Source organism: Allobosea sp. RIT-PG3_2, assembly GCF_057321085.1.
In genome coordinates this window covers 381,936-407,623 of the sequence record NZ_JBXWCA010000003.1, presented here as the reverse complement: position 1 = coordinate 407,623, position 25,688 = coordinate 381,936, and the positions used below count along the sequence as shown (strand labels likewise).

The 25,688-nt window shown below is 67.7% G+C and carries 23 protein-coding genes; 10 read left to right on the top strand and 13 right to left on the bottom strand.

From position 1 onward, the window contains the following. Positions 1-64 precede the first annotated feature (64 nt). The 3 genes from purD (at position 65) to AC2FAN_RS12225 (ending at position 3,646) form a co-directional block, all read left to right on the top strand. Positions 65-1,342 carry a phosphoribosylamine--glycine ligase gene (gene purD / locus AC2FAN_RS12235; RefSeq protein ID WP_485174304.1) on the top strand — a complete coding sequence of 426 codons (1,278 nt, stop codon included), beginning with the start codon at positions 65-67 and terminating at the stop codon, positions 1,340-1,342. Positions 1,343-1,832: 490 nt separating this feature from the next. Beyond that, a complete protein-coding gene (locus tag AC2FAN_RS12230) occupies positions 1,833-2,747 on the top strand; it encodes an alpha/beta fold hydrolase (RefSeq protein ID WP_485174302.1) in 915 nt (304 codons plus the stop codon). 23 nt (positions 2,748-2,770) lie between these two features. Beyond that, on the top strand, positions 2,771-3,646 hold the full coding sequence (locus AC2FAN_RS12225) for a patatin-like phospholipase family protein (RefSeq protein WP_485174300.1): 876 nt from the start codon (positions 2,771-2,773) through the stop codon (positions 3,644-3,646). On the opposite strand, the gene AC2FAN_RS12220 is transcribed toward AC2FAN_RS12225, so the two are convergent. Then, positions 3,606-4,352: an ArsR/SmtB family transcription factor gene (locus tag AC2FAN_RS12220; protein WP_485174298.1), complete on the bottom strand. Its 747-nt coding sequence runs from the start codon at positions 4,350-4,352 to the stop codon at positions 3,606-3,608. The two genes, AC2FAN_RS12225 and AC2FAN_RS12220, sit on opposite strands and share 41 nt — an antisense overlap. Before the next feature lie 106 nt (positions 4,353-4,458). Between AC2FAN_RS12220 and AC2FAN_RS12215 the strand changes: the two genes are divergently transcribed. Both AC2FAN_RS12215 and AC2FAN_RS12210 read left to right on the top strand, forming a co-directional pair. Continuing rightward, positions 4,459-5,202, top strand: a complete 744-nt coding sequence (locus AC2FAN_RS12215) for a sulfite exporter TauE/SafE family protein (RefSeq protein WP_485174296.1) — start codon at positions 4,459-4,461, stop codon at positions 5,200-5,202. A 102-nt stretch (positions 5,203-5,304) separates the two neighbouring features. Further along, positions 5,305-5,556: a hypothetical protein gene (locus AC2FAN_RS12210; RefSeq protein ID WP_485174294.1), complete on the top strand. Its 252-nt coding sequence runs from the start codon at positions 5,305-5,307 to the stop codon at positions 5,554-5,556. A 3-nt stretch (positions 5,557-5,559) separates the two neighbouring features. On the opposite strand, the gene AC2FAN_RS12205 is transcribed toward AC2FAN_RS12210, so the two are convergent. Further along, positions 5,560-6,024 (bottom strand): nucleoside deaminase, encoded by a 465-nt coding sequence (locus tag AC2FAN_RS12205; protein WP_485174292.1) that lies wholly within the window; start codon positions 6,022-6,024, stop codon positions 5,560-5,562. A 236-nt stretch (positions 6,025-6,260) separates the two neighbouring features. On the opposite strand from AC2FAN_RS12205, the gene AC2FAN_RS12200 reads away from it, so the two are divergent. The 4 genes from AC2FAN_RS12200 to AC2FAN_RS12185 all read left to right on the top strand — a co-directional run bounded on the left by AC2FAN_RS12200 (position 6,261) and on the right by AC2FAN_RS12185 (position 10,262). Continuing rightward, positions 6,261-8,513 (top strand): pseudouridine synthase, encoded by a 2,253-nt coding sequence (locus AC2FAN_RS12200; protein ID WP_485174290.1) that lies wholly within the window; start codon positions 6,261-6,263, stop codon positions 8,511-8,513. Positions 8,514-8,516: 3 nt separating this feature from the next. Continuing rightward, positions 8,517-9,077: a 16S rRNA (guanine(966)-N(2))-methyltransferase RsmD gene (gene rsmD / locus AC2FAN_RS12195; protein WP_485174288.1), complete on the top strand. Its 561-nt coding sequence runs from the start codon at positions 8,517-8,519 to the stop codon at positions 9,075-9,077. A gap of 163 nt (positions 9,078-9,240) precedes the next feature. Continuing rightward, positions 9,241-9,891, top strand: coding sequence for a hypothetical protein (locus AC2FAN_RS12190; protein ID WP_485174286.1), 651 nt, complete (start codon positions 9,241-9,243; stop codon positions 9,889-9,891). Between the two features lie 14 nt (positions 9,892-9,905). After that, the gene (locus tag AC2FAN_RS12185) at positions 9,906-10,262 is read left to right on the top strand and encodes a DUF2019 domain-containing protein (RefSeq protein WP_320109539.1); all 357 of its coding nucleotides are present in this window, start codon (positions 9,906-9,908) and stop codon (positions 10,260-10,262) included. 46 nt (positions 10,263-10,308) lie between these two features. Here the strand turns inward: AC2FAN_RS12185 and mutL are convergent, their stop codons facing one another. The 9 genes from mutL to AC2FAN_RS12140 form a co-directional block, all read right to left on the bottom strand. Next, positions 10,309-12,114: a DNA mismatch repair endonuclease MutL gene (mutL, locus tag AC2FAN_RS12180; protein ID WP_485174284.1), complete on the bottom strand. Its 1,806-nt coding sequence runs from the start codon at positions 12,112-12,114 to the stop codon at positions 10,309-10,311. 174 nt (positions 12,115-12,288) lie between these two features. Further along, positions 12,289-13,614: a glucose-6-phosphate isomerase gene (locus tag AC2FAN_RS12175; RefSeq protein WP_485174282.1), complete on the bottom strand. Its 1,326-nt coding sequence runs from the start codon at positions 13,612-13,614 to the stop codon at positions 12,289-12,291. A 36-nt stretch (positions 13,615-13,650) separates the two neighbouring features. Continuing rightward, positions 13,651-14,946, bottom strand: coding sequence for a M16 family metallopeptidase (locus AC2FAN_RS12170; protein WP_265052173.1), 1,296 nt, complete (start codon positions 14,944-14,946; stop codon positions 13,651-13,653). A 58-nt stretch (positions 14,947-15,004) separates the two neighbouring features. Continuing rightward, positions 15,005-16,294 carry a M16 family metallopeptidase gene (locus tag AC2FAN_RS12165; RefSeq protein WP_265052172.1) on the bottom strand — a complete coding sequence of 430 codons (1,290 nt, stop codon included), beginning with the start codon at positions 16,292-16,294 and terminating at the stop codon, positions 15,005-15,007. A gap of 120 nt (positions 16,295-16,414) precedes the next feature. Next, a complete protein-coding gene (locus tag AC2FAN_RS12160; protein WP_485174280.1) occupies positions 16,415-17,071 on the bottom strand; it encodes a hypothetical protein in 657 nt (218 codons plus the stop codon). A gap of 72 nt (positions 17,072-17,143) precedes the next feature. Beyond that, positions 17,144-17,629 carry a signal peptidase II gene (gene lspA, locus AC2FAN_RS12155; RefSeq protein WP_265052170.1) on the bottom strand — a complete coding sequence of 162 codons (486 nt, stop codon included), beginning with the start codon at positions 17,627-17,629 and terminating at the stop codon, positions 17,144-17,146. Continuing rightward, complete coding sequence (ileS, locus tag AC2FAN_RS12150) at positions 17,629-20,631, bottom strand: isoleucine--tRNA ligase (protein WP_485174277.1); 3,003 nt, start codon at positions 20,629-20,631, stop codon at positions 17,629-17,631. The genes lspA and ileS overlap by 1 nt, the downstream gene beginning before the upstream one ends. A 206-nt stretch (positions 20,632-20,837) precedes the next feature. Beyond that, on the bottom strand, positions 20,838-21,836 hold the full coding sequence (locus AC2FAN_RS12145) for a bifunctional riboflavin kinase/FAD synthetase (protein WP_485174275.1): 999 nt from the start codon (positions 21,834-21,836) through the stop codon (positions 20,838-20,840). Between the two features lie 95 nt (positions 21,837-21,931). After that, positions 21,932-22,387 (bottom strand): MaoC family dehydratase, encoded by a 456-nt coding sequence (locus AC2FAN_RS12140; protein ID WP_265052167.1) that lies wholly within the window; start codon positions 22,385-22,387, stop codon positions 21,932-21,934. Positions 22,388-22,640: 253 nt separating this feature from the next. On the opposite strand from AC2FAN_RS12140, the gene AC2FAN_RS12135 reads away from it, so the two are divergent. After that, positions 22,641-23,027 (top strand): response regulator, encoded by a 387-nt coding sequence (locus tag AC2FAN_RS12135; protein ID WP_265052166.1) that lies wholly within the window; start codon positions 22,641-22,643, stop codon positions 23,025-23,027. 103 nt (positions 23,028-23,130) lie between these two features. Here AC2FAN_RS12135 and AC2FAN_RS12130 read toward each other — a convergent pair whose 3' ends face one another. Together AC2FAN_RS12130 and AC2FAN_RS12125 are read right to left on the bottom strand one after the other, a co-directional pair. Continuing rightward, a complete protein-coding gene (locus tag AC2FAN_RS12130) occupies positions 23,131-24,000 on the bottom strand; it encodes a TIGR01459 family HAD-type hydrolase (protein WP_485174273.1) in 870 nt (289 codons plus the stop codon). A 108-nt stretch (positions 24,001-24,108) separates the two neighbouring features. Then, positions 24,109-25,599, bottom strand: a complete 1,491-nt coding sequence (locus AC2FAN_RS12125; RefSeq protein ID WP_485174271.1) for an EAL domain-containing protein — start codon at positions 25,597-25,599, stop codon at positions 24,109-24,111. Positions 25,600-25,688: the final 89 nt, after the last annotated feature.

The window sequence follows — 25,688 nt, the reverse complement described above, 5'->3', positions numbered from 1 at the left end:
GCAGAAGCGTTGCCGCCGCAGCGATCGACCGCTATTGCGCCCGTGACGGAGCGGAGATGGCGCCATGAAAATTCTTCTGATCGGATCGGGCGGGCGGGAGCATGCGCTCGCCTGGGCGATATCGGCATCGCCGCTCTGCGACCTGCTGTTCATCGCGCCCGGCAATCCCGGCACGGCGCAATGCGGCGAGAACGTCGCGGTCGATGTCGCCGACCACAATGCGGTGATCGCCTTCTGCCGGTTGCAGGGCATCGACCTCGTCGTCGTCGGGCCTGAAGGGCCGCTTGTCGATGGCATCGCCGACGATCTCCGCCAGGCCGGGATCAAGGTCTTCGGCCCGTCGAAGGCGGCGGCGCAGCTCGAAGGCTCGAAGGGCTTCACCAAGGAGCTCTGCGCCGAATTCGCGATCCCGACCGCCGCCTTCGGGCGCTTCGGCGATGCGTCTTCCGCCAAGGCCTATGTCGCCGCTCAGGGCGCGCCGATCGTGATCAAGGCCGACGGGCTCGCCGCAGGCAAGGGCGTGATCATGGCCGAGACGCTGGACGAGGCGAATGAGGCCATCGACATGATGTTCGCCGGCGGGCTCGGCGAGGCCGGCGCCGAGGTGGTGGTCGAGGAATGGATGATCGGCGAGGAGGCCAGCTTCTTCGCCCTCTGCGACGGCACGCATGCGCTGGCGCTGGCCTCGGCGCAGGACCACAAGCGCGTCGGCGATGGCGACACCGGCCCCAACACCGGCGGCATGGGCGCCTATTCGCCCGCCCCCGTGATGACGCCCGCCATGGAAGAGCGCGTCATGGCCGAGATCATCAGGCCGACCCTCGCCGGAATGGCCAAGCGCGGCACGCCGTTCCAGGGCGTGCTCTTCGCCGGGCTGATGATCACGGCGCAGGGGCCGAAGCTGATCGAATACAATGTCCGCTTCGGCGACCCCGAATGCGAGGTGCTGATGCCGCGCCTCAAGAGCGACATCGTGCCGGCCCTGCTCGCATCCTGCGACGGCGTGCTCGCCAGCGTCGATCTGCGCTGGCGGGACGAAGCGGCGCTCACCGTCGTGCTCGCGGCCAGGGGCTACCCGGCGAAGCCCGAAACCGGCAGCGTTATCCGTGGCGTCGAGAAGGCCGAAGCGCTGGACGACGTTCTCGTCTTCCACGCCGGCACGAAGCTCGCGAATGGCGACCTCGTCGCCAATGGCGGGCGCGTGCTCAACGTCGTCGCGCTCGGTAAGAGCGTCGCCGAGGCACAGGCACGCGCCTATGAGGCGGTCGACAAGATCGACTGGCCCGAAGGCTTCTGCCGCCGCGACATCGGCTGGCAGGCGGTGAAGCGCGAGCAAGGCTGACAGAAGGTCGTCAGGTTACATCATCGCCGATACCGATATTTCAGGGGCGCGCGGCCTTTGAATTTCGGGAAATCTCAAGGTAACACCGCAACAAAATGAAACAACGAACCCGCGATTTTTTAATTAAAATCTGCAAAATATTCTGCGCAACAATGGTTATTTCGTTCGCACATGTCGCGATTTATGGAGGTGAATGGACAAAGTTACACGAAATTAGTAGTATTATTATGGTTATTTCTCTTATATTAATTATGATAATAATTACTTCGATTATCATTGGCGATAATATTAATGGTAGAAATTAATATTAATTCTAATCAATATCAACATTCAATCATCCCGTCGATATCCAGAGATGATCCCTGCGCCGCATACAAAATTCCATAACCCTACTAAATCCTCCATTCGATCAGCGTTGTGATTTCTTTCTGCATCGACTCATTCCGAAAACCGGTTCCCACTTTTCGGGTCGATGCCTATGCTCCCGGCCATGGCGAACATCGACACGCTCTTCCCCGGCTTCAAGCCACACTGGATCGACGGGCCGATCGGCAAGATCTTCGCGCGCGTGGGCGGCGAAGGCCCGCCGCTGGTGCTGATCCACGGCTTCCCGCAGACCCATGCCGAATGGCACAGGCTCGCGCCGGAACTGGCCAAGACCCACACCGTCGTCTGCCCGGATCTGCGCGGCTATGGCTGGTCGGCCGCGCCGCATGGCGACGGCGGCAAGGCGACCTACACCAAGCGCGGCATGGGCGAAGACATCGTCGCGGTTATGCAGGCGCTCGGTCATATCCGCTTCGGCGTGATCGGGCATGATCGCGGCGCGCGCGTCGCCTACCGGCTGGCGCTCGACCATCCCGGCCGCGTCGAGAAACTCGTCCTCCTCGATATCCTGCCGACCGTCTCGATGTGGGAGGGCATGGACGCCGCCCGCGCCATGCAGGTCTATCACTGGACCTTCCTGGCGCAGCCCGAGCCGGTGCCGGAGAACCTGATCAAGGCCGATCCGGTCGGCTGGCTCGACCACACCATCGCAAGCTGGAGCCGGGCGAAGAACCTCGACCTGTTCGACCCGCTGGCGATGCGATCCTACGCCGAATCCTTCAACGATCCCACGCGCATCCATGCGGCCTGCGAGGATTACCGGGCGGGCGCCACCACCGACATCGAGCATGACAAGGCCGATCTCGCCGAAGGCAAGCGCATCCTCTGCCCGACGCTGGTGCTCTGGGGCGAGGCCGGCATTCCCGCCAAGGGCGCGAGCCCGCTCGAGACCTGGCGGCAGAGCTTCGCACCGCAGGCCGAGGGACAGGCGATCGACAGCGGGCATTTCCTGCCCGAGGAAAATCCGGAGGCGACGCTGGCGGCGCTGAAGCCCTTCCTGGCTCGGGCGGTGGCTTGAGGCAGAGGACGGGAACGGAAGGCATGCCGGGCTCCCGTACCGCCATCTCCTCACAAGGAACCGGTCGCGCGCCGGAAATCGCGCTCGTGCTGGGTGCCGGCGGGGCGCGAGGTCTCAGCCATATCGCGGTGCTGGAGGCCTTCGACGAACTCGGGCTCAAGCCCGCGCAGATCGCCGGCTGCTCGATCGGCGCCATCATCGGCGCGGCCTATGCCGCCGGCCTCTCCGGCCGTGACCTGCGCGAGCATGCGCTGCAGAGCTTCCGCGACCGGGCCCGCGTGATCGCAAAGCTGCTCGACGCCCGCGTCGGCAAGCTCACCGACCTCGTGCGCGGGCTTGGCAACCCCGTGCTGATCGACGGCGAGCGGCTGCTGGACCTGTTCTGGCCGGAGGCGGTGCCGGATCGCTTCGAGGAGCTGGCGATCCCCTTCACCGCCGTCGCGGCAGACTACCATCGCCATGCCGAGGTGCTGCTCGACGAGGGGCCGCTGACGCCGGCCGTCGCCGCCTCGCTCGCCATCCCCGGACTGGTGCGGCCGGTCGCGCTCGGCGGGCGCGTGCTGATCGATGGCGGCGCCATCGATCCCCTGCCCTATCAAGGCCTGCTGGCGCCGGGCCGCATCGTCATCGCTGTCGATGTCAGCGCGCCCACAACGGCAACGAGCGACACGCGCATTCCCGGCGCCATGGAGGCGATCGTCGGGGCATCGCAGATCCTGACCCGGACGCTGGTCCAGAGCATGGTCGAGCGCCGGCCGCCCGATATCCTGATCCGGGCGGGCGCCGATCGCATCGGCGGGCTCGACTTCTTCAAGGCCAAGGCGATCCTCGCGGCGGCCGAGCCGATCAAGGACGAGGTCAAGCGAGCGCTGGCGCGCGCTCTCGCAGCGGCGGGCTGACGGTTTCCGGCGCATCGCAGCGGAAACCGGGAAGCGCCGCTTCGAGCACGGTGCGGCCGTCTTCCGTCAGGCTGACGGCGCGGCTGTCCTTGCGACGACGCACCCACTCCATCTCGAAGCAGCGGCAGGCCAGCGCCGCTGCGAGATGTCCGGCAAGATGCGGCCGCCGCTCGCTCCAGTCGAGACAGGGACGCAAGGCGGCGCGGCGGCTCCTGGCGCTTGCTTCGGGATCGACCCCGAGCGCGACGAAGATGGCTTTCCCCGAATTGGTCAGCGCATAGCCGCCTTCGCTGGCAGAGAGATGGTCGCCCGTCATCAGCGCGTCGTGGATGCCGATGCCGAGCCGGCCGGCGAAATGGTCGTAGCAGGTGCGGGCCTGGCTCAATTCGGCGCCGACGCGCGACGGCAGGCGCCGGCTCGTCCCGTCCAGATTGGCGAGCACCATCAGGCCTTCGAGCGCCGCTGCAACTTCCGGCCCGGCCAGCCTGTAATAGCGGTGGCGCCCCTGCACGGCGACGTCGATCAGGCTGCCCTGCATCAGCTTGGCGAGATGGCCGCTCGCAGTCTGCGGCGCGACGCCGGCTATCCAGGCGAGTTCCTTGGCCGTCAGCGCACGGCCGTCCATCAGCGCGTGCAGCATGTTGGCGCGAGCAGGATCGCCCATCAGATGGGCGATCTCGGCGAGGTAGGGACCTTGCGTGTTCATGGGCCGCATGATGCGCCAACCCGCCGCCATCGCAAGCGGGAACGCTACGGCGCCGGCCGTAGCATCGGCCCGCGACAGCCATCCGCGGCAATGCCACAAGCGGGACATGGACAACACGACTCTCATCCTCTTCACCACCGCGACCTTCGTGCTCGCCGGCTTCGTCAAAGGCGTGATCGGGCTGGGCTTGCCGACCATCGCGGTCGGCATCCTCGGCGTGGTCATGGCCCCGGCTCAAGCTGCGGCGCTGCTGGTCGTGCCCAACCTCGTCACCAATGGCTGGCAGATCGCGACCGGCCCGAAGCTCGGCGCGACGCTGCGGCGGCTCTGGCCAATGCTCGCAACCATCTGCTTGGGCACCTGGGCCGGCGCCGGCCTGTTGCAGCAGCAGAAAGACGGCACCGCGACGCTCTGGCTCGGCCTGGCTTTGGTACTTTACGCACTCGTCGGCTTGAAGGCGGCGAAGCTGCGCGTGCCCACAGCCTGGGAAAACTGGCTCGGCCCCGTCATCGGCGTTGCGACCGGCGTCGTCACCGCCGCGACCGGCGTCTTCGTGCTGCCGGCCGTGCCCTATCTGCAGGCACTCGGTTTCGACAAGGACGAGCTGGTGCAGGCGCTCGGCATCTCCTTCATCATCTCGACGCTGGCGCTCTCCCTCGGATTGATCGGCGCCGGCGCGCTCAACGGCACCGTCGCCTGGCAATCGCTGCTGGCTCTTGTGCCCGCGCTGGCAGGCATGGGCGCGGGCCAGTTCATCCGCAGCCGCATCTCGCCCGCGACCTTCAAGATCTGCTTCTTCGCCGGCCTGCTGGCGCTCGGCGCCTATCTCTGCTGGCGCGGTCTTGCCTGACGGCGCGCATCTTGCTTGAGCACCCTGGACCACCTCGCCGGCCGTTAACGCCGCGCTAACCATACGGGCGCAGCCTCGGCGGGCAGCAACAGGAGCGCCTGCATGGATGCCTTCACCATGGTCGTCATGGCCTGCGTCGCCGGGGAGCCCCAGTGCACGACCGCGCGGATCAGCGAGATGGAGTTCACGACCGCCCAGGCTTGCGAAGCGCGGGTCGATGACATCATCGGCACGATGACCAAGGAATTCGGCAAGCGCCCCGAGTTCAAGGGCCGGCAGGTGACCTACGACGTCTCCTGCATGGACCGCACGCAGCTCGCGCAGAAGTTCGGCATCACCTCGTCGGATACCTGAGGCTCAACGCCGCTCGCGGAAGAAATCCCGGAGCAGCGCCGCGGCATCGGTCTCGCGCAGCCCGCCATAGATTTCCGGCACATGGTGGCAGGTCGGGCTCTCATAGAGCCTGACGCCGTTCTCGACCGCCCCACCCTTCGGATCGCCCGCGCCGAAATAGAGCCGCCTGATCCGGGCGAAGGAAATCGCGGCGGCGCACATCGGGCAGGGCTCGAGCGTGACGTAGAGATCGCAGCCGATCAGTCGCTCGCTGCCGATCGCCTCGCAGGCGCGACGCAGCGCCAGCATCTCGGCATGGGCGGTCGGATCCTTCAATTCGAGCGTACGATTGCCGGCGCGGGCGAGGACCGCGCCGTCGCGCACTACCACCGCTCCGACCGGCACCTCGCCGCGCAGGGCGGCCGCTTTCGCCTCGTCGAAGGCGAGCGCCATCGCGTCTGGCGCGGGAGACGGTTTCGGCTGCGGCATCATCAACCCCTGCTTTGGCGCTCGCAGCGAGGAAAAGCCTCTGCTACAAGCGCCGGTCATAGAGCCGGATCCGATCAGGTTGGATCAACCTGATCGGTGAATCCGTCTCTCAGATATTGATAGAGAACGCGTTATTCGATCAGATTGCGTCGCAAGCTGATCGGCGCGCGCTCTAGCGAATAAGCGAGCCAGGCCTCTCCGCAAAGCGGTTGTGCTCGGCCGGCTCAGGAGCAACCATGAAAGACGACAGCAACAACAGAGGCCGCGGCCCCCACAAGGGCGGTGGCGCCGGCGGCCGTGGCCCCGGCAAGGGCTTCGGCGGCAAGAGCTTCGGCGGCCGTTCCGGCGGGGAAAGCCGTGGGCCGGCGCGTGACGGCGAACGCAAGCCGTTTCGGGCTCACTCCGCCAGCGACGGGCGCCCGGCCCGCGATGGCGAGCGCAAGCCGTTCCGCGGCCATTCGGCCGGCGACGAGCGCCCGGCCCGCCGTTTCGAGCGACCGGCCGGCAGCGAGGGCGAAGCCCCGCGTCCGCGCCGCTTCGACGGCGAAAGGCCCGCCCGCTTCAAGCCGGAAGGCGAGGGCCGCAGTTTCCGCGAGCGTTCGGGCGATGAGCGGCCCCGGCGCCCCGCAGGAGCGGGCGATCGCCCCTTCCCGTCTCGCGACAGGGCGCAGGGCGGTGCCGACCGGCCGCCGCGCGGCGAGGGCCGCGACGGCGAGAAGCGTTTTTCGCGGCCGCGCACGCCGCGCTTCGAAGGTGGCGGAGGCCATGACGAGCGGCCGCGCCGTTCGCACGACGCCGCACCCGAGCGCAAGCTGATCACGGCGGAGGAGCCGGAGCGGATCGCCAAGGTGATGGCGCGCGCCGGTGTCGCCTCGCGCCGCGACAGCGAGGCGATGATCGCGGAAGGCCGCGTCAGCGTGAACGGCACGGTGCTGGAAAGCCCGGCCCTCGACGTGAAGCCGACCGATATCGTGCTGGTCGACGGCGAGCCCTTGCCGGCACGCGAGCGCACGCGGCTGTGGCTCTACCACAAGCCCCGCGGCGTGGTGACGACCAATTTCGACCCGGAAGGCCGGCCGACCGTCTTCGACGCGCTGCCGGAGGACCTGCCGCGCGTGCTCACCATCGGCCGGCTCGACATCAACACCGAGGGCCTGCTGCTGCTGACCAACGACGGCGGCTTGGCGCGGGTGCTGGAGCTGCCGGAGACCGGCTGGCTCAGGCGCTACCGCGTGCGCGCCTTCGGCGAGGTGACGCAGGACGTACTCGACACGGTGAAGGACGGCGTCACCATCGACGGCATCCATTACGGGCCGGTGACCGCCCGCTTCGAGCGCCAGCAGGGCTTCAACACCTGGCTGACGGTCGATCTGCGCGAGGGCAAGAACCGCGAGGTCAAGACCGTGCTCGAGCATCTCGGGCTGACGGTGAACCGGCTGATCCGCATCTCCTTCGGCCCCTTCCAGCTCGGCGACCTGCCCGAGGGCGAGGCCGACGAGATTCGCTCGCGCGTGCTGCAGGACCAGCTCGGCACCGAGCTCGCCGCCCAGGCGGGCGCCGACTTCGAATCGCCGCGCCGCGACGCACTGCCCGCCGCGCCGCGCCCGGCTCCGGCGGGCGACGACCGCCCGCGGCGCCGCCGCGACGAAACGGGACGCGATGGCGAACCGGCCCGCGCGCCCTTACGCGGCGACAAGCCGTGGACCCGCACGGTCTGGCGCGATGCCGAGACCGAGCCGCAGCGCGAGCGGAAGGCACCGCCGCGCCGTGGCGCAGACCCCAAGCTGGAACGCCAGAGCCGCGAGGAGAGCGGCGTCGTCGCGCGCCGGCGCGACAAGGCCATCGCCGATCCCAAGGGCCGGCGCGTGCTGGTCGAGCGTGTCGCCGCCCCCGCGCGCGAGGAGCCTGAGGCACCGCGCGAGAGCAAGCGCAGGCCCGATCGCAAGCCGCGCCAGGAGCGCGGCAGCGCCGAGGCTCGGCCTCCGCGCTCCTTCGACCGCCCGAGCGGCGGCGAGAGACCGGCGCGACGCCCGCGCGAGGACGCCGGGACGCGAGACCGCGCCGATGAGCGGCCCTGGCAGGATCGCGCGCCGCGCGGGGACCGCCCCGACCGCGCCCCTCGCGACGGAGCCGAGCGCCCTGCCCGCCGCTTCAGCGAGCGACCGGCCGAAGATCGCCCCCGCAGCCGCAGCTTCGATGACAAGCCCGGTGGCGGCAGAGGCTTCGGCGGCGGCAAGAGCTTCGGCGCCCGTTCCTCCGAGCGACCTTCTGATGACCGGCCGCGTGGCCGCAGCTTCGGCGACAAGCCGGGCGGCGGCAAAGGCTTCGGCGGCAAGAGCTTCGGCGCCCGCTCCTCCGAGCGGCCGGCCGGCGGCGGACGCCCCTTCGGCGGCAAGCCGGGCGGTGGGCGGCCTGGTGGCGGCAAGGGCCCGCGTCCCGGCGGCGGTGGCAGAGGTCCACGCCCTGGTGGTGGCGGTAACCGCGGCTAAGCGATGCGGATCGTCGGCGGACGCCTGGGCGGCCGGCCACTGGCCGGCCCGAAACCGGGGATCGGCAGCATCCGGCCGACCTCGGACCGCCTGCGCGAATCCCTGTTCAACGTGCTCGCCCATGCCTATGGCGATGCGATCGAGGGCGCGCGCGTGCTCGATCTCTTCGCCGGCACGGGCGCTCTCGGCTTCGAGGCGCTGTCGCGCGGAGCGGGCTTCGCCCTGCTCGTCGATGACGGGACGGAGGCCCGCGGCATCATCCGCGAGAACCAGATGGCGCTGGGCATCGCCGGCTTCAGCCGCATCTTCCGCCGCGACGCGACGAAGCTCGGCCCGATCAGCGGCATGGCGCCCTTCGGCCTCGTCTTCTGCGACCCGCCCTATCGCAAGGGGCTGGGCGAAAAGGCACTCGCCTCCGCCCGCGAGGGCGGCTGGCTCGAGAAGGATGCGCTGATCGTGCTGGAAGAGGCGGCGGACGCCGAGATCGTCCTGCCCGAGGGCTTCGAGGAGCTGGAGCGGCGGGGTTATGGCGAGACGCAGGTGATGGTGCTGCGGGCCTCATAGAGCCACGGCGGCGCCAGCGAACTTATCCCCACCCGCTGTTTCGCGCTTAGTCTCCGCATCCGCCGCGGAGACCCAGCGCCGGATGCCCACCCTACGATCCATCGAACCTTGCGGGCACGCTGCCCGCCACCATGCCGTTGCTTGCCGGCTCGCCGGCGATCGCATGATGCGTGCCCTCGCCCGCCTGCAGGCGCTGATCGAGAAGGGCGGCTTCAATCCGGATCAACCGCGTGTTCCGGCGGGCAGCCCCGAGGGCGGCCAATGGGGTGGCGGCGAGGGCTCCGGCCAAAGCCGGCAGCCCGGCATCGGCGATAATGGCGGCCCGGCGCTCGACCTGCCCAAGGATACAGCGAGGGGCCAGCCTTCAAAGACACAGGCCGCAAAGGCGCTGGCCAAAGCGATCGCGCTTCAGGCTCTGCGCCGAGCAGGTCCGGTCGGCATCGTCATTACAGCGATCGAAGTGGGGCACTGGCTCTATACGGAGTATCCCTCGATCCGCTCCTATCAGGACGAGCCGAAGTCGCTCGACGAGTTGCAGCAGCATGTCGGTCAGCAGCGACCGGGCTATGACGACCACCATATCGTCGAACAGCACACGCGGTTGAACCAGGACTTTTCGCGCTCCATGATCGATAGCGTCGAGAATGTGGTCAGTATCCCGCGATACAAGCACCACGAGATCAGCGGGTGGTATGGTAGGCGAAACTGGAAGCTCGGCATGCAGACGCCACGCGACTATCTTCGAGGCAGAGACTGGTCGGAGCATGTGCGGATCGGTCATCAAGCCTTGCGGCAGTTTAAGGTGCTCAAATGATGCGGCAACGAGATTTGAAGTCCCTGTCGAACGCCGAGATCGTGCGACTTTTTGAACAGCTCTGCATCGAGCAATACGATGCGATCGAGCGTAACGAAAACGCACGAGCCAATCGCCTAATCTTGAAAACATGGGCTCTGGCAACTGAACTCAAATCCCGTCGTGGAGATCAGAGGCGCGTCCTCATGGAACTCTTTGGTCACCCCAACATGCAAGTCCGCCTGACGGCTGCGCATGCCAATCTCGCGGTCGACTACGTCGCTGCGCGACGCGAACTTCAGGCCATCGTCGACGAGCAATGGTTTCCACAAGCCGGCGATGCCGGCATGACGCTGGACAATCTCGATTCCGGTTTCTATCGACCGAGTTGATCGCAGTCGCGCCGGGCCCCCATCCGCCGGCGCCGTGATCGTTCCCTCACCGCCGCCCGAACAGCCGCTCGATATCGCTGAGCTTCAGTTCGACATAGGTCGGGCGGCCGTGATTGCACTGGCCGGAATTGGGCGTGACCTCCATCTCGCGCAGCAGCGCGTCCATCTCCTCGGGGCGCATGCGGCGGCCGGCGCGAACCGAGTTGTGGCAGGCCATCGTCGCCAGCACATGGTCGAGCCGGCGTTCCAAGGAGCCGGCCGTGCCATGCTCGGCCAGCGCATCGGCGACATCGCGGACGAGGCGCTGGAGATTGCCGCCGGCGAGCTGGGCCGGTGCCTCGCGCACCAGCACCGCGCCCGGGCCGAAGGCTTCGATGACGAGGCCGAGGCTTTCAAGCTCGCTCCCGGCAGCGACCAGCCGGTCGGCATCGACGGGGTCGAGTTCGACCACCTCGGGCAGCAACAAGGGCTGGCGGGCGATGCCGGAGCGGGCACGCTCGGCTTTCAGCCGCTCATAGACCAGCCGCTCATGGGCGGCGTGCTGGTCGACGATGACGACACCCTCGCGGGTCTGGGCGACGATATAGGTCTCGTGGAGCTGGGCGCGCGGAGCACCGAGCGGCCGGTCGAGCGCGTCGGACGAGGGCTCGGCGAGATGCGCGCGGGCATCTGCGGAAGGCGCGGCGAAATCGGAGAAGCCGGATTGCGGCGGTGAGTACGAGGCCGACGCTGTGGCACTCCAGCCCGGCGTCTCCGGGAAAGCGGGACGCGGGATGGCGTTGCCGCTGCCGCCCATCGAGAAAACGGCGCGGAAGGCATCGAGCGTGCGCGCGCCACCGGTCGTGGTGGCGCGGTGGCCGGCGGCGGCGAGCGCCGCCTTCAGGCCGGAGACGACGAGGCCGCGCACCAGCGCCGGATCGCGGAAGCGCACCTCGCTCTTGGCCGGATGGACGTTGACGTCGACGAGGCGCGGATCGCAGCCGACATCGACGAAGAGCACCGGGTGCCGGTCGGAAGGCACGACATCGGCATAGGCTCCGCGCACGGCCGAGAGCAGCAATTTGTCACGCACCGGACGACCGTTGACCGCGAGATGCACGCCGGCCGAGGTCCCGCGGTGGAAGGTCGGCAGGCCAGCGAAGCCGCTGATGCGGAAGCCTTCGCGCTCGGCGTCGATCTTCAGCGCATTCTCGGGGAAGTCGCGGCCGAGCGCGCGGCCGAGGCGGCGCAGCAGGCCTTCCTCGCCAAGCGGCTCCGCCGCCCAGTCGAAGGCGCTGACATGCTCGCCTTCGAGCGAAAAGCGGATCTCGGGATGGGCGATGGCGAGGCGCCGCAGCATCTCGGATACGGCCTGCGCCTCGGCGCGGTCGCTCTTCAGGAATTTGAGGCGCGCCGGGGTGAAGATGAAGAGGTCGCTGACCTCGATCCGCGTGCCGGGCGCGGCGGCAACGGGGCGGACCACGCCCTTCTCGCCGGCCTCGACGACGAGTCCGTGCCCTTGCGGTGCCTCGCGCCGGCGGGTTGCGATCGAAAGCCGCGCCACCGAGCCGATGGAGGGCAGCGCCTCGCCGCGGAAGCCGAGCGAGCGAATCGCGAAGAGGTCGCCCTCCGGCAGCTTCGAGGTGGCGTGGCGCTCGACCGCGAGTTCGAGGTCTTCCGGCGTCATGCCGGCGCCGTCGTCGACGACGCGGATCAGCTCGCGCCCGCCGCCCGCGATGGTGACGGCGATCGCGCGCGCGCCGGCATCGATCGCGTTCTCGACCAGCTCCTTCACGGCCGCTGCCGGGCGCTCGATCACCTCGCCGGCGGCGATGCGGTCGACCAGGACGGGATCGAGGCGGCGGACGGTCATGGACTCGCCGTCATTTCGGGGCTTCGCGTCAGCGAAGAGCCCGGAATCCATGAACACCGGAGCTTGCCGACAGGGGCTGCTGCGGTCGAGGGAACCATGTCGGACCTGCGGTTATGGGTTCCGGGCTCAGGCCTTCGGCCTGCCCCGGAATGACAATGCGGCCAGCCGATTCGCTCAGCTGCGCCCCTCGGCAAGATAGCTCTTGGCGAGGAGCTTCGCCTCCTCCACCGCGGGCTGGTCGAAGGGATCCACACCCATGGCGTAGCCGGTCAGGATCGTCTCCAGCATGAAATGCATCAGCACCTCGCCATGGCTGGTCTCGTCGATCCTCTCGACATGGAAGCGGCGGACCGCGCAGCCATTCTTGGCGAAGGTGTCGATCATGGCGATGCCCTGCGCCGCCACCAGATCGCCGATCGTCTTGCCGGCGAAATCGGCCTGCCCGATCTTTTCCGCCAGGGCGGCGTCGATCTTCGGACCCTTGCCCTTCACGTTCGTCGTCAAGACCGTGAAGAACTTGTCCTTGGGCCCGGCGAGATAGAGCTGCTGCTGCGAATGCTGGTCGACCGGACCGAGCGCGCCGACCGGCTGCGTGCCCTGCCCGTCCTTGCCGAGGCTCTCGGCCCAGAGCTGCATCCACCAGCGGGTGAGCAGCGCCAGCTTGTCGGCATAGGGCATGAGCACGGCGATGTTCTTGCCGGAGCGCATGGCGGCGAGGTGAAGCGCGGCTCCGACCGCCGAGGGCGTCTCGCGGACATCCTTGCCGGCCAGCAGCGGCGCCACCGCCCTTGCCGCGCCAAGCCTCAGCGCCTCGATATCGAGGCCGAGCACGGCGGCCGGCAGCAGGCCGCAATTGGTCAATACCGAATAGCGGCCGCCGACATCGGTGTGGTGCTCGAGGAAGGGCGTGCCATAGGGTTCCAGCAGCGCGCGCAGCGGGTGCAGCTTGCCGGATTTGGCCGGCTCGGACAGCCCCTGGAAGTGATCACCGATCTGCTTGTCGTCGAGATGCGCGCCGCGCAGCGCCTCGATTGCCGCGATCGACTGCAGCAGGGTCTCGCCGGTGCCGCCCGATTTCGAGATCGCGACGAACTTCGTCGTCTTGAGCGGCAGCCTGGCGAGCAGCGCCGCATAGGTCGCCGGGTCGAGATTGTCGATGAAGTGGACGCGCGGGCCGGAGGTGAACTGGGAGAGGCCGGGGATGCCGTAGCCGGTGAGTTGCGCGAGAGTCTGGCCGCCCAGGCTGGAGCCGCCGGTGCCGAGCACGAGCACATCGGTGGTGCCGCCCTGCTTCAAGCGCTCGGCAGAAGCCTTCACGGGGCCGAGATCGGCGGTGTCGCTCGGCAGCTTCAGCAGCGGAAGCGAGCCATCCCTGGCCTGCCCCTGCAGCTTCGCCAACGCAGGCTTGAGATCCCCCAGCGCCTTTTCGAAGGCCGCATCGGGAATGCCCCCTTTGCCGACCTTGGATTCGAGCGCGAGATCGAAGCTTTGCTGAAGCATGGGCACTATCCGTATCGACAGGAAGACAGGGCTATTTCAGACCAGCCCGACCGGCTTGCCAACCGCCTGGACGAGCAGGTCGGGATTGCCGAACAGGCGCTGCGCGACGCGCTTGACGTCGGCCAGCGTCACGGCAGCGAAGAGGCCATTGCGCCGGGCGAGGAAATCGGGCGTGTCGCCGCGCAAGGCGAGATGCAGCAATTCGCCGGCGATCTTCGGGGAGGTGTCGAAGCGCAGCGGGTAGGAGCCGATGATGTAGCGCTTGGCTTCCTCGACCTCATGTTCGGTCGGGCCCTCGCTGGCGAGCTTCATCATCTCCTCGCGGATCACCTTCATCGACTCTGCGGCGCGGTCGTTGCGGGTGGCCGTGCCGCCGACCAGCATGGCGCTCTCGCGCAGCGGCATCATGCTGGAGGAGACGCCATAGGCGAGGCCGCGCTTCTCGCGCACTTCCATGAAGAGGCGCGAGGTGAAGGCGGAGCCGCCGAGGATGTGGTTGAGCACGCTCGCGGGGATGAAGTCGGGGTCGTGCCACATCAGCCCCGGTCCCACGAAGCGCAGGACGGTCTGCGGCACGTCGAGATCGATGACATGTGTCTGGCCGAGGCCCTGGATCGGCAGCGGCTCGGAAGGGCGCGGACGCGCTTCCCCGGCCGGCAAGCCGCCGAACAGCAGGTCGAGGCGCCCGGCGAGCTCGGCAGCCGTGATGTCGCCGACCACGACGACCTTGAGCCCGCCGCGATCGAGCAGGTCCGGCGTCAGCACCCTGAGCGCCGGGGCTTCCAGTTTCGAGACGCTGTCGACATCGCCTTTCTCCGGCCGGCCGTAGGCATGGCCCGGGAAGGCCGCGGCGAAGAGTGCGTTGCGGCACATCACTTCGGGATTCTGTGCCTGGCGCTGCAGACCGGCGATGATCTGCGCCCGGACGCGGGCAACGGCGTCCGCATCGAAACGCGGCTGGTTGAGCGCCAGCGCCAGCAGTTCGAAGGCGGTGTCGCGGTGGCCCGCCAGGGTCTGCAGATGACCGTGGAAATCATCCCGGCGGGCCTCGAAGCCGAGGCTGATCGCGTGGTCCGCCAGCCGGCCCTGGAAGGCTTCGGCGTCGAGATTGCCGGCACCCTCGTCGAGGAGTCCCGAGATCAGATAGGCACTACCGGTCGCGTTCTCCGGATCCCGGCTGGCGCCGCCGTCGAAGGCGAAATCGACCGCGATCAACGGCAGGCTATGGTCTTCGACGAGCCAGGCCTCGATGCCGCCGGGCGAGCGGACGGTCTGGACCGCGATGGCGGGGCCGGCGGTATTGAGCTTGGGGGTCGGAATCGGCGCGTTCATGTCGCTTCCTGTCGGCGGGCCCTGAAGCCCGCCCGTTCGAAAGGGTAAGACCGCGAGGTCAGGCGGGCAGGAGCAGGCCGGTGACGCTGCGATCCGGCTTCAGATAGCGGCGGGCAGCCTCGACGACGGCGTCGCGGCTGATCGCCTCGATGCGCTGCGGCCAGGCGATTACGTCCTCGACGGTCTCGCCGACAGCCAGGGCCGAGCCGAAGATGCGGGCGAGCGAGGCCTGATTGTCGCGGGCAAAGATCGTCTCCGCGACGAGCCGCGTGCGGGCGCGCGCCAATTCGAGCTCGCTCGGCCCCTCAGCCAGGAAGGTCGCGAGGACGGCGTCGAGGCCTGCCTCCATCGCGGCCATCTCGACGCCCGGGCGCGGGCTCGCCGAGAGCTGGAAGGCCGAACGATCGACCATCGAGCCCATGAAATAAGCATTGGCGCCGGCCGCCAGCTCGTCCTCGACACAGAGCTTGCGGTAGAGCCGCGAGGTCGTGCCGCCGCCGAGGATCTCGGCGACGAGTTCGAGCGCCAGAACCTCGTCGCGGTCTCCGCTGGTGTAGGTCGGGGTCAGCCAGCCACGGCGCAGCGAGGGCTGCTGCACGCGGCGGTCGTTCAGCGTCACACGTCGCGAGGCGCGGGGCTCGGGCTCGATCGGGCGGCTGCGGACCGGCGCCGCGCCGCGGGCCGCGATCTTGCCATAGCTCTCCTCGGCGAGACGGCGCACCTCGGCGGCATCGGTGTCGCCGGCGACGACGAGGATCGCGTTCTCGGGCGTGTAGAAGCGCTGGTAATAGGCGAAGGCGTCGTCCCGGCTCAGGCCCTCGATCTCATGTTCCCAGCCGATGATCGGGGTGCCGTAGGGATGGTGGAAGAACAGCGTCGCGGAAAATTCCTCGCCGAGTTCGGCAGCCGGGTCGGAATCGACGCGCATGCGCCGCTCCTCCAGCACCACGTCGCGCTCCGGCGCGACGACGCTCTCGTCGAAGGAGAGACCGGTCATCCGGTCGGCCTCGTAGTCCATCATCGCGCGCAGATGCTCCTTTGGCACGCGCTGGAAATAGGCGGTGTAGTCGAAGGAGGTGAAGGCGTTCTCCTGGCCACCATAGCCGGCGACGATCTTGGAGAACTCGCCGGCGGGCCAGCGCTGCGTGCCCTTGAACATCAGGTGTTCAAGGAAATGCGCGATGCCCGACTTGCCGGCCGGATCATCCGCCGAGCCGTTGCGGTACCAGACCATGTGGGTGACGACCGGCGCGCGGTGGTCCTTCACGACCACGACATCGAGACCATTACCGAGGCGGAAGGACTCGACGGGCTCCGCCGCGTCGGGCTGGCGCGCGTGGATATTCACCTGATGCCGTCTCCTGCTCAGATAAGAAGGGGCGGGCACGATGCGCCCGCCCCAAAGAGAACTTGGTCAGCTTGCCCGGCTTCGGCAAGGGCTCGCCTCAGCCGATTCCGCGGATCGCCCCTATTCGGGTTTGATCTGCATCACCGGGCCTTGGCCGGTCACGAATTCGCGCTGGCCGACGGCCTGCTTGTCCTCGACCGGGCCACCGCGACCGGGGCCGAATGCGGCCGTGGCTGCCGGGCGACGATATCCGGTCGGCGGCTCGCTCAGCAGGCGACGCGGCGGCTCGCTGCCATAGGCCAGCGTCTCCTCGGCAGCCTGATTGCGGCGGGCAGCCAGATCCTTGCCGATGCGGATCGGCTGAATCTGGTTGTTATAGTTGCTGTGTTCCTCGACGATGGTCGGCGCCACCTCGCCCCGCGAGATCCGGCCGCGGCGCAGCTCTTCCTGCGACAGGACCGGGTTGTTGCGCGCCTTCTCCGTCAGCACATAGGCTGGGCGATTGGCCTCGTCCTTGCGGCGCTGGACGTCGGGATCATTGGGCCAGGCGGCACTGCGGGCGCCGGCAGGATCCTGCGGACGCGGCAGCGTCGAATTCGGCGGCACGACCAGCGGCGGCCGAGCGCGATACTCGATATCGCCGCCGGCACCACGGCCGCCAAAAGTTCCCTCGATCAGGTTCTTGAACAGCATGCCCTCCTGCGCGAAGGCAGGTTGAGCGGCCAGCACGAGCCCGCCGGCGAGCAGCAGATGCGTCACGCGGATGCGTTGCGCCATGTCAAATCTCCCTTTGGACGATCTCAAGACCCGCCTCAACCACGGAGGAGCGGCAAAACGATGGCGAGACTGTCACTCAGCTGTCTTTTCCCCAGCCGGTCGGAAGGACTCATACAGGAGCCCGACCACGCCGACAACGATCGCGACATCGGCGATGTTGAAGATGTACCAGCTGAAATTACCCCAGTGAAAGTGAACGAAGTCCACAACCGCGCCGTAGACAGCGCGGTCAACGCCGTTGCCCAGCGCCCCACCGATGATCAGCGCAAGGCTCAGCACCGTCAGCCTGTCAGGACTGCGCCACATCCAGCGCCAGAGCCAGATGGCCGCGACGAAGGAGATCACCACCAGGAACCAGCGGCCGAGATCGGTGCCCTGCTGGAACAGCCCGTAGGAGATGCCGCGGTTCCAGGCGAGCACGATCGTCAGGAACGGGGCGAGATCGAAGGGGCCGTTCTCGGCCAGCCCGACATTGTAGAGCAGCCAGGATTTCAGGACCTGATCGGAGATGAAGACGATCAGGACCGTGGCCAGACCGAGGCGGCGGGCAGGCGTCATCAGGCGCGCACTCCCAACTCCTTCAGAGCCTTCGCGTCGCGTGGCGTCACCTGCGGATAGGCCGGATCGGCCGTCGCCGGGTCGAAATACTTCCAGGAACGGGCGCATTTGATGCCGTCGGCGCGATGCGGCACCACCGCCACGCCCGGCACGTCGGCGAGGCGGAAGGCCTCGGCCGGCCCCTCCCCGTTCTCGATGCGGACATCGGAGGTGATGCCGATCTCGGCGAGATCGACGCCCGACAGGGCTGCGTAGAGATCGGCGTCGGAAACGAAGACCTGGGGAGCAGCTTCAAGCGAGGAGCCGATCCGCTTGGCGGCGCGCTCAAGCTCGAGCGCGCCGGTGACGACGCGGCGGACGCGGCGGATCTTGCTCCAGCGCTCGGCGAGCTCGGGATCGAGCCAATCCTCGGGGGCGCGTGCGAAGAGTTCGAGATGGACCGAACCCTCGGCGGCCTTCTGCTCCGGATAGCGTTCGAGCCAGGCTTCCTCGGAGGTGAAGACGAGGATCGGCGCCAGCCAGGTGGTGAGGCAGCGGAACAGATGATCGACCACCGTCAGCGCGCTCTTGCGGACGTGGCTCGATAGCGGGTCGCAGTAGAGCGCGTCCTTGCGGATGTCGAAATAGAAGGCCGACAGCTCGGTGTTCATGAACTGCGAAAGCAGCGTCACGACCTTCTTGTAGTCATAGGTGCGGTAGGCCTCCGCGACCTGCGGCCCCAGTTCCGCGAGCCGGTGCAGCATCAGCCGCTCCAGCTCCGGCATGGTCTGCACGTCGGAAACGCGGACATCCTCGCTGAAATGCGCGAGCGTGCCGAGCATCCAGCGCTGCGTGTTCCGCAGCTTGCGATAGGTCTCGACGAAGGTCTTCAGGATCTCCTTGCCGATGCGCAGATCGTCGGAATAATCCGCCGCCGCGACCCACAGGCGCAGGATGTCGGCGCCGGAATCCTTGATGATGTCCTGAGGGGCGGTGACGTTGCCCTTCGACTTCGACATCTTCTCGCCCTTCTCGTCCAGGCAGAAGCCATGGGTCAGGACGATGTCGTAGGGTGCCCGGCCGCGCGTGCCGCAGCTTTCAAGCAGGCTCGAATGGAACCAGCCGCGATGCTGGTCCGAGCCTTCGAGATACATCACGCGATCCTTGCCACCCTCGTCCTTGCGGCGGGCGCGCAGATCGGCGCGCTTCTCCAGGGTGAAGGCATGGGTGGAGCCGGAGTCGAACCAGACGTCGAGGACGTCGGTGACGCGCTCATATTTCGCCGGGTCATAGCCGAACGGTTTCAGGAAGCGGGCGCCATCGGTGTCGGTGAACCAGGCGTCGGCGCCCTCGGCCTCGAAGGCCTCGGCGATGGCGGCATTGACCTTCGCGTCGATGAGGATCGCCTTCGTCTCCTTCTCGACGAAGACGGTGATCGGCACGCCCCAGGCGCGCTGGCGCGAGACGACCCAGTCGGGACGGTTGGCGATCATGCCGTTGATGCGATTCTCGCCAGCGGCCGGCACCCACTCGGTCTCCTTGATCGCCTTCAGCGCTCGGTTGCGCAGCGTGTCGGCGTTGCCACCGGCGACCGGCTTCGGATCGGCTACGTCCGGCGCGCCGGCCTCGCCGATCGGCTTGTCCATGGCGATGAACCATTGCGGCGTGTTGCGGAAGATGACCGGCTTCTTCGAGCGCCAGGAATGCGGATACTGGTGCTTCAGGCGACCGCGCGCGACAAGGTTGCCGGCCTCGACCAGCGCCTTGATGACGACGTCGTTGGCATTGCCCTTCTCGCCCTTGTCGGTGATGACCTGCGCGCCCTCGAAGCCCGGAGCCTCCTTGGTGAAGCGGCCATCGGCATCGACGGTATAGGGGATGCGGGTCTCGATGCCGCGCTCGGCCAGCATGCGGCCGCTCGCCATCCAGATGTCGAAGTCCTCCCGGCCATGGCCGGGCGCAGTGTGGACGAAGCCCGTGCCGGCATCGTCGGTGACATGGTCTCCGTCGAGCAGGGGGACGTCGAAATCGTAGCCGTGGCCGCGCAGGGGGTGGGCTGCGGTCAGGCCGGCGAATGCGGCGGCCGACACGTCGGCGACGAGCTCGAAGGCTTCGACCTTGGCAGCCTTGAAGACGCTCTCGGCGAGGTTCTTGGCGAGGATGTAGGTCGCGCCGACCTTGGCCCAGTTGTTCTCGGGCGCAGCGGTGACCTTGTAGAGGCCGTACCCGATCTTGTTGTGGAACGAGATCGCGCGGTTGCCCGGCATCGTCCACGGCGTGGTCGTCCAGATGACGATCGAGGCGCCGGCCAGCGGAGCCGGGGCATTCAGCACCGGAAACGCCACATAGACCGTGTCGCTGACATGCTCCTCGTACTCGACCTCGGCCTCGGCGAGCGCGGTCTTCTCGACGACCGACCACATCACCGGCTTGGAGCCGCGATAGAGCTGGCCGGTCTCGGCGAACTTCATGATCTCGCGGGCGATCTGCGCCTCGGCCGGGTAGGCCATGGTCAGATAGGGGTGGGCCCAGTCGCCCTCGACGCCGAGGCGCTTGAACTCCTGACGCTGCACATCGACCCAGTGCTCGGCGAAGGCGCGGCATTCCTTGCGGAACTCGACGACATCAACGTCGTCCTTGTTCAGCCCCTTGGCGCGGTACTGCTCCTCGATCTTCCATTCGATCGGCAGGCCGTGACAGTCCCAGCCCGGCACGTAGTTGGAATCGTAGCCGAGCATCTGCTGCGAGCGCGTGACGAGGTCCTTCAGGACCTTGTTGAGCGCGTGGCCGATATGGATGTTGCCATTGGCATAGGGAGGGCCGTCATGCAGGACGAAACGGTCCCGGCCCTGCCCGGCCTCGCGCAGCTTGCGATAGAGGTCGAGCTTCGCCCAGCGGGCGAGCAACTCCGGCTCGCGCTGCGGCAGGCCCGCGCGCATCGGGAATTCGGTCTGCGGCAGGAAGAGCGTCTGCGAATAGTCGACACTCTCGGCAACTTGGGCGGTCTTGGTGCTGTCGGTCATCATCCGGCTCGGGCAATCGGAACGGCGGGCCTTCGATCAGGCCCCGGCGCGTCCACTCTTGAAACGGGAAAAGCGGTCTTCAACCCGGACTGCGCAAGCGCCCGCGCCTGTTTAGCGCGAGGCGGCAGCCGGGCCCGTAATTCGCCGGGGAAAATCGATCAGCATGGCGCGTTCAGCGGGCATGAGGGGCTTCTAGCAGGCGCTGCTCAAGGAAGGAAGGGCGGCGCGTCGAAAGCAGGGGCCTTGGTCAGAATGTCGCGCGCATGGGCGCTGTCGGCGTCCATCTGCACGATCAGGGCATCGAGCGAGTCGAACTTCGCCTCGCCGCGCAACCAGTCGATGAAGGCGACTTCGACGCGCTTGCCGTAGAGATCGCCCGAGAAATCGAAGACGAATGTCTCCAGCCGCGGCGCGCCGTCGTCGAAGGTGGGGCGGCGGCCGAAGCTCGCGACGGCGTCATGCCAGACGCCATCGATGCGCATGCGCACGGCGTAGATGCCGTGGCGCAACCGGCAATCGCGAGCGAGGTGCATGTTGGCGGTGGGGTAGCCGAGTTCGCGGCCGCGCTTGTCGCCGTGAGCGACGAGCCCGCGCACGAACCAGGGGCGGCCCAGGAACGCTGCGGCGCGGGCGGCATCGCCCTCCTCCAATGCCTGGCGGATCAGCGTCGAAGACACCGCCTCGCCCTGCCACGCGAAGGGCGGGACGACCCTGACCGGGATGCCGGCCGCAAGGCAGTGCGCCTGCAGCATCTCCGGCGAGCCGGTGCGGCCCTTGCCGAAATGGAAATCGTAACCGCAGACGAGGCCGGAGGCGCCCAGCCGGCCGATGAGCAGATCGTCCACGAAGCGCTCGGCGGGAATCGCCGCGATGTCGCGGTCGAAGGGCAGGACGAAGACTTGGGCCAGGCCGGAATCGGCCAGCAATTCGAGCTTGAGCTGCGGCGGCGTTAGCCGAAATACCGGCTCCTCCGGGCGGAAGACGCTGCGCGGATGCGGTTCGAAGGTGAAGGCGGCGGGCCTGGTTCCGAGGTCACTCGCCATGGCGCCCGCCACGCGCGCCAACTCGGCGTGGCCCCGATGGACGCCGTCGAAATTGCCGAGCGCCAGGACGGCGCCGCGCAGGCTATCGGGTATGGGCTTGTCGAGGTCGAGGACCACGGCCGCCGGCTCTGGGCGCAACGGCGCATCGGCTGGGGATGACATCGATCGAGAACGTCCGTCTGCCCGCGAAAGCCGGGCGTCGGTCGTCTTTGCGGCGAAGGCCGGCGAGGCGTCAAGGCCACGGCCGGCCGAACGCCTCAGGATTTCGGCCTCGGCGGCATCGCCACCCAGGCCTCGCCCTCCATCACCGCCTTGCCGTCAACCAGGCATTCGCAGAAGAAGCGCGCCCTGCGGCGCTCAGTGACGAGCTCGACGACCTCGACCCGGGCGGTGACGACATCCCCGATCTTCACGGGTGCCAGGAAGGTCAGCGTCTGCGAGAGATAGACGGCACCCGGCCCTGGCAGGCGCGTGCCGAGCAGCGCCGAGACGAGGCTCGCCGTCAGCATGCCATGGGCGATGCGCTGGCCGAACTTGGTGCCGGCAGCGAAATGATCGCACAGATGAATCGGATTGGCATCGCCCGACAGCTCGGCGAAGAGCGCGACATCGCGTTCCATCACGGTCCGCATCAGGCTCTCGTTCTGGCCGACGGCCAGATCCTCGAAGGCATGAACGGTATAGAGCGCGCCGGGCATCGGCTGAACTGTCATGGATCTCTCTCGGCTTGCAGGCGGCCCCCAGCCCCTGTCAGCGATCGGGTTAAGCATCTCGCAACTGCAATATGACGGCAATTGAACTTTGGTGCGGCGCGCCATCATGTCGTTACGTCACTCGGCAATCGGATTAACCGCTTCGCAACGTGCCGGAGCTATCACCGAATGCGAGTGGAGGCCGCCCCGAACGGGCGGCGTGGCGCTGGTATGTTCCGGCGCCGGAACCGCTGCACTGCCCTGGAGCGTCTCGATGGCTCTCGATCCAACCATGCCGATCCTCGTGGTCGACGACTACCAAACGATGATCCGCATCATCCGCAACCTGCTGAAGCAACTCGGCTTCGAGAATGTCGACGACGCCTCGGACGGCTCGGTGGCGATCGCCAAGATGCGCGACAAGAAATACGGGCTCGTGATCTCCGACTGGAACATGGAGCCGATGAGCGGTTTCGAGCTGCTCCAGAAGGTGCGCGAGGAGACGCGGCTGGCCGAGACGCCCTTCATCATCGTCACGGCGGAATCGAAGACGGAGAACGTCATCGCCGCCAAGAAGGCCGGCGTCAGCAACTACATCGTCAAGCCGTTCAACGCCCAGATGCTGAAGACAAAGATCGAATCGGTCTGCGTGGCCGCGTAGAGCATCCCCGCGTTCTCAGCGCGAAACGCCCTACCTCTTTGTTGTGTCGCATTTTCTTCACGCGAACCGGTATCCACTTCGCTCGAAAATGCTCTGGCGCCGCTCACCAGACCAGATGAGGCATGGCATAGGCCGGGCGGTGCGTCTGCCGGCCGAACCAGCCGTGACGCTCCTCCCACGACGCTTCCATCAGATCCTGGGCGTGGATGCCCGCCAGCACCATGACGCCGGCCGCGCCGAAGCCCTCGGCACCGGCGATGTCGGTGCGGATCGCATCGCCCACGGCGCAGATCCTGTCGCGGGCGATCGGGGCACCGCGCTTCTCCTCGGCCGCGGCTAACGCTGCTTCGTAGATCGGCAGATGCGGCTTGCCGGCATAGATCACCTGCCCGCCGATCTCCTCATAGGCAAGCGCGACCGAACCGGCGCAGGGGATGATGCGGCCGCCGCGCTCGACGACGAGGTCTGGGTTGGCGCAGATCAGCGGCAGCTTCCGCGCGGCGAAGCCGGCCAGCAGATCGGCATAGGTCGCCGCCGTATCGTTCTCGTCGTCGAAGAGGCCGGTGCAGAGCACATAGGCCGCGTCGTCGGGACCGGTTTCCCGCACGTCGAGACCCGCGGTCAGCGGCAGGTCACGATCCGGACCGAGGCGGAACATCGATTCGCCGGCGCGTGCGCGGATCAGGGACCGGCAGACATCACCGGATGTGACGATCGCGTCCCAAGCCTCGCGCGGCACACCGAAATTGTCGAGCTGACCGACGATGACATCGCTCGGACGCGGCGCATTGGTGACGAGCACGACGCTGATGCCGCGTTCGCGCATGCGCATCAGCGCCACGATCGACTCGCGATAGGCGGCAACGCCGTTATGCACCACGCCCCAGACGTCGCACAGGCAGAGATCGAAGCGGTCCGCGACCTCGGAAAAGCCCGATAGCGCGATGGTTGATGCGATCCCCGATGGCGACACTGTCTCGATCTCCGGCGGCTGGTAGCGATGCAGAAGCCGCCTCGCGCAGGCAGGTCTAGACGGGATTCGCAGAGAGCGGAACCGGATGTTGCGGCGCACCGCCGCGCGTCAGGCTGTGGCGCGGCGCAGGACGGAGCGGAAGGGCAGCCGCTCTGGGCGGCTTTCCGCCTGCTGAATGGGTGGGGCCGGAGGCAGCTCGGCAGACACCATCGGACGCACGACGTCGTTTGCTGCGTCCTGCTGCGGGGCCTGCGACGAGACTGCCTGAGACAGCGCAGAAGCAGCCTCCGGCTCGGCGAAGACCTCCGGTTTGACCGGGCGCGGCGGAGAGAACGCCTGCCCCTGCCCCATCGTGACGCCGAGCTCGATCATGTCGGCGGCCAGCGGGTTGTCCTCGACCTGCTCGGCGACGAGCGTGACCGATGCGCGGCCCATCATCGCCGCGAGATCGCCGGCCGCGATATCGCTGGCAATCCTGCCCTCGACATGGTCCCGCAGCAGCGCCGCCGGAGCCTTGACGTAACGCACGCCCCGCTCGAACAGCGCATGCGGATCGAGCCTGAGATCGACGAGATGATCGAGCGCGAAGCGCACGCCGTTCGCTGACATCGCGCCGAGCAGGCCGAGGCTGGTCGGATCAAGCTTGCGGAAGACCGCCTGCGGCATCTCGATGACGAGATGCCTGGTGTGGTCGCGATACTTGTCGAGAATGCGCGTCAGGGCGGCCAATGCGCGCGACGAATCCCAGGTCGCGGCGCTGAAATTGCAGGAGACGAAGATATCGCCATCCTTCGAGCCAAGGTGCCGGGCGATCGCCAAGGCGCGCGTCAGGACAAGCGCGTCGAGCGTCGGCCCGAAGCCGCGGGCTTCGACGGTATCGAGAAATTCATGCGGCAGAAGCAGCGTGTTCTCGTCGAGCCGCAGCCGCGCCAGCGCCTCGTAGCCGCGGGTGCGGCGCTGCGGCAACGACACGATCGGCTGGAGGTGGACTTCGAGACGCCCCTCGCTGAGCGCGGTGCTGATGAGGGCGGCACGCTCGGCTTCGGCCTCTTCCCGGGCGGCCTTGGCCGCGGCAGCCCGTTCGGCGGCGAGCTGTTCTGCCCGTGCGCGCCGCGCCGCCTCCGGATCGAGAACGACTTCGGGAATGGCTGAAGCGGCCGGCGCCGGCACGGCGGCGGCCGGTTCGGGCAGGCGGGCCAGGACGTTCTCATGATCGGCCAGCGTCGTCGCCACCTGATGGATGAGATCGCCGAGGAGCCCGACCTCGGCGGTGAGCTCATGGATCGCCGCCCGCGCCGGCGCCGCATCGACATCCCGCATCGGCATCTGCTCGACACGCTGCGACAGGGCATCGAGACGGATGGCATTGGTGGCGAGCCGGACCTTGACTTCGCCAAGTCCGGCCAGAGCCTGCTCATGCCGCGCGAGGCCATAGCGCTCGAAGGCACGGATGGTGGCCAATACGCCAGCGCCCGAGGCGAGCAACCCCAACGCCGAGCCGAGCGCGCCAGGCAACAGGATCGTCATCACCGCGCCGGCCGAAAGGCCGGTGATCGCGCCGGCGAGAGGATGCAAGGCTTTCAAGCGCAAGGGGGCCACGGCAGCGTTCGCGCTACAAGGGTGGATCGGAAAGCGGGGAACGAATCACAACACTGAGCCGCAGAGTACCTGCGCGCACAATGTTATGC

Bases quoted from the DNA above. Each gene is read 5' to 3' on its own strand.
- AC2FAN_RS12200 (WP_485174290.1), top strand. From the start codon at position 6,261: ATGAAAGACGACAGCAACAACAGAGGCCGCGGCCCCCACAAGGGCGGT.
- ileS (WP_485174277.1), bottom strand. From the start codon at position 20,631: ATGACCGACAGCACCAAGACCGCCCAAGTTGCCGAGAGTGTCGACTAT.
- AC2FAN_RS12145 (WP_485174275.1), bottom strand. From the start codon at position 21,836: ATGTCATCCCCAGCCGATGCGCCGTTGCGCCCAGAGCCGGCGGCCGTG.
- AC2FAN_RS12140 (WP_265052167.1), bottom strand. From the start codon at position 22,387: ATGACAGTTCAGCCGATGCCCGGCGCGCTCTATACCGTTCATGCCTTC.
- mutL (WP_485174284.1), bottom strand. From the start codon at position 12,114: ATGACCGTCCGCCGCCTCGATCCCGTCCTGGTCGACCGCATCGCCGCC.
- AC2FAN_RS12230 (WP_485174302.1), top strand. From the start codon at position 1,833: ATGGCGAACATCGACACGCTCTTCCCCGGCTTCAAGCCACACTGGATC.
- AC2FAN_RS12205 (WP_485174292.1), bottom strand. From the start codon at position 6,024: ATGCCGCAGCCGAAACCGTCTCCCGCGCCAGACGCGATGGCGCTCGCC.
- AC2FAN_RS12210 (WP_485174294.1), top strand. From the start codon at position 5,305: ATGGATGCCTTCACCATGGTCGTCATGGCCTGCGTCGCCGGGGAGCCC.
- AC2FAN_RS12135 (WP_265052166.1), top strand. From the start codon at position 22,641: ATGGCTCTCGATCCAACCATGCCGATCCTCGTGGTCGACGACTACCAA.
- rsmD (WP_485174288.1), top strand. From the start codon at position 8,517: ATGCGGATCGTCGGCGGACGCCTGGGCGGCCGGCCACTGGCCGGCCCG.
- AC2FAN_RS12175 (WP_485174282.1), bottom strand. From the start codon at position 13,614: ATGCTTCAGCAAAGCTTCGATCTCGCGCTCGAATCCAAGGTCGGCAAA.
- AC2FAN_RS12225 (WP_485174300.1), top strand. From the start codon at position 2,771: ATGCCGGGCTCCCGTACCGCCATCTCCTCACAAGGAACCGGTCGCGCG.
- AC2FAN_RS12190 (WP_485174286.1), top strand. From the start codon at position 9,241: ATGATGCGTGCCCTCGCCCGCCTGCAGGCGCTGATCGAGAAGGGCGGC.
- AC2FAN_RS12215 (WP_485174296.1), top strand. From the start codon at position 4,459: ATGGACAACACGACTCTCATCCTCTTCACCACCGCGACCTTCGTGCTC.
- AC2FAN_RS12170 (WP_265052173.1), bottom strand. From the start codon at position 14,946: ATGAACGCGCCGATTCCGACCCCCAAGCTCAATACCGCCGGCCCCGCC.
- AC2FAN_RS12220 (WP_485174298.1), bottom strand. From the start codon at position 4,352: ATGAACACGCAAGGTCCCTACCTCGCCGAGATCGCCCATCTGATGGGC.
- purD (WP_485174304.1), top strand. From the start codon at position 65: ATGAAAATTCTTCTGATCGGATCGGGCGGGCGGGAGCATGCGCTCGCC.
- lspA (WP_265052170.1), bottom strand. From the start codon at position 17,629: ATGACGCCTGCCCGCCGCCTCGGTCTGGCCACGGTCCTGATCGTCTTC.
- AC2FAN_RS12160 (WP_485174280.1), bottom strand. From the start codon at position 17,071: ATGGCGCAACGCATCCGCGTGACGCATCTGCTGCTCGCCGGCGGGCTC.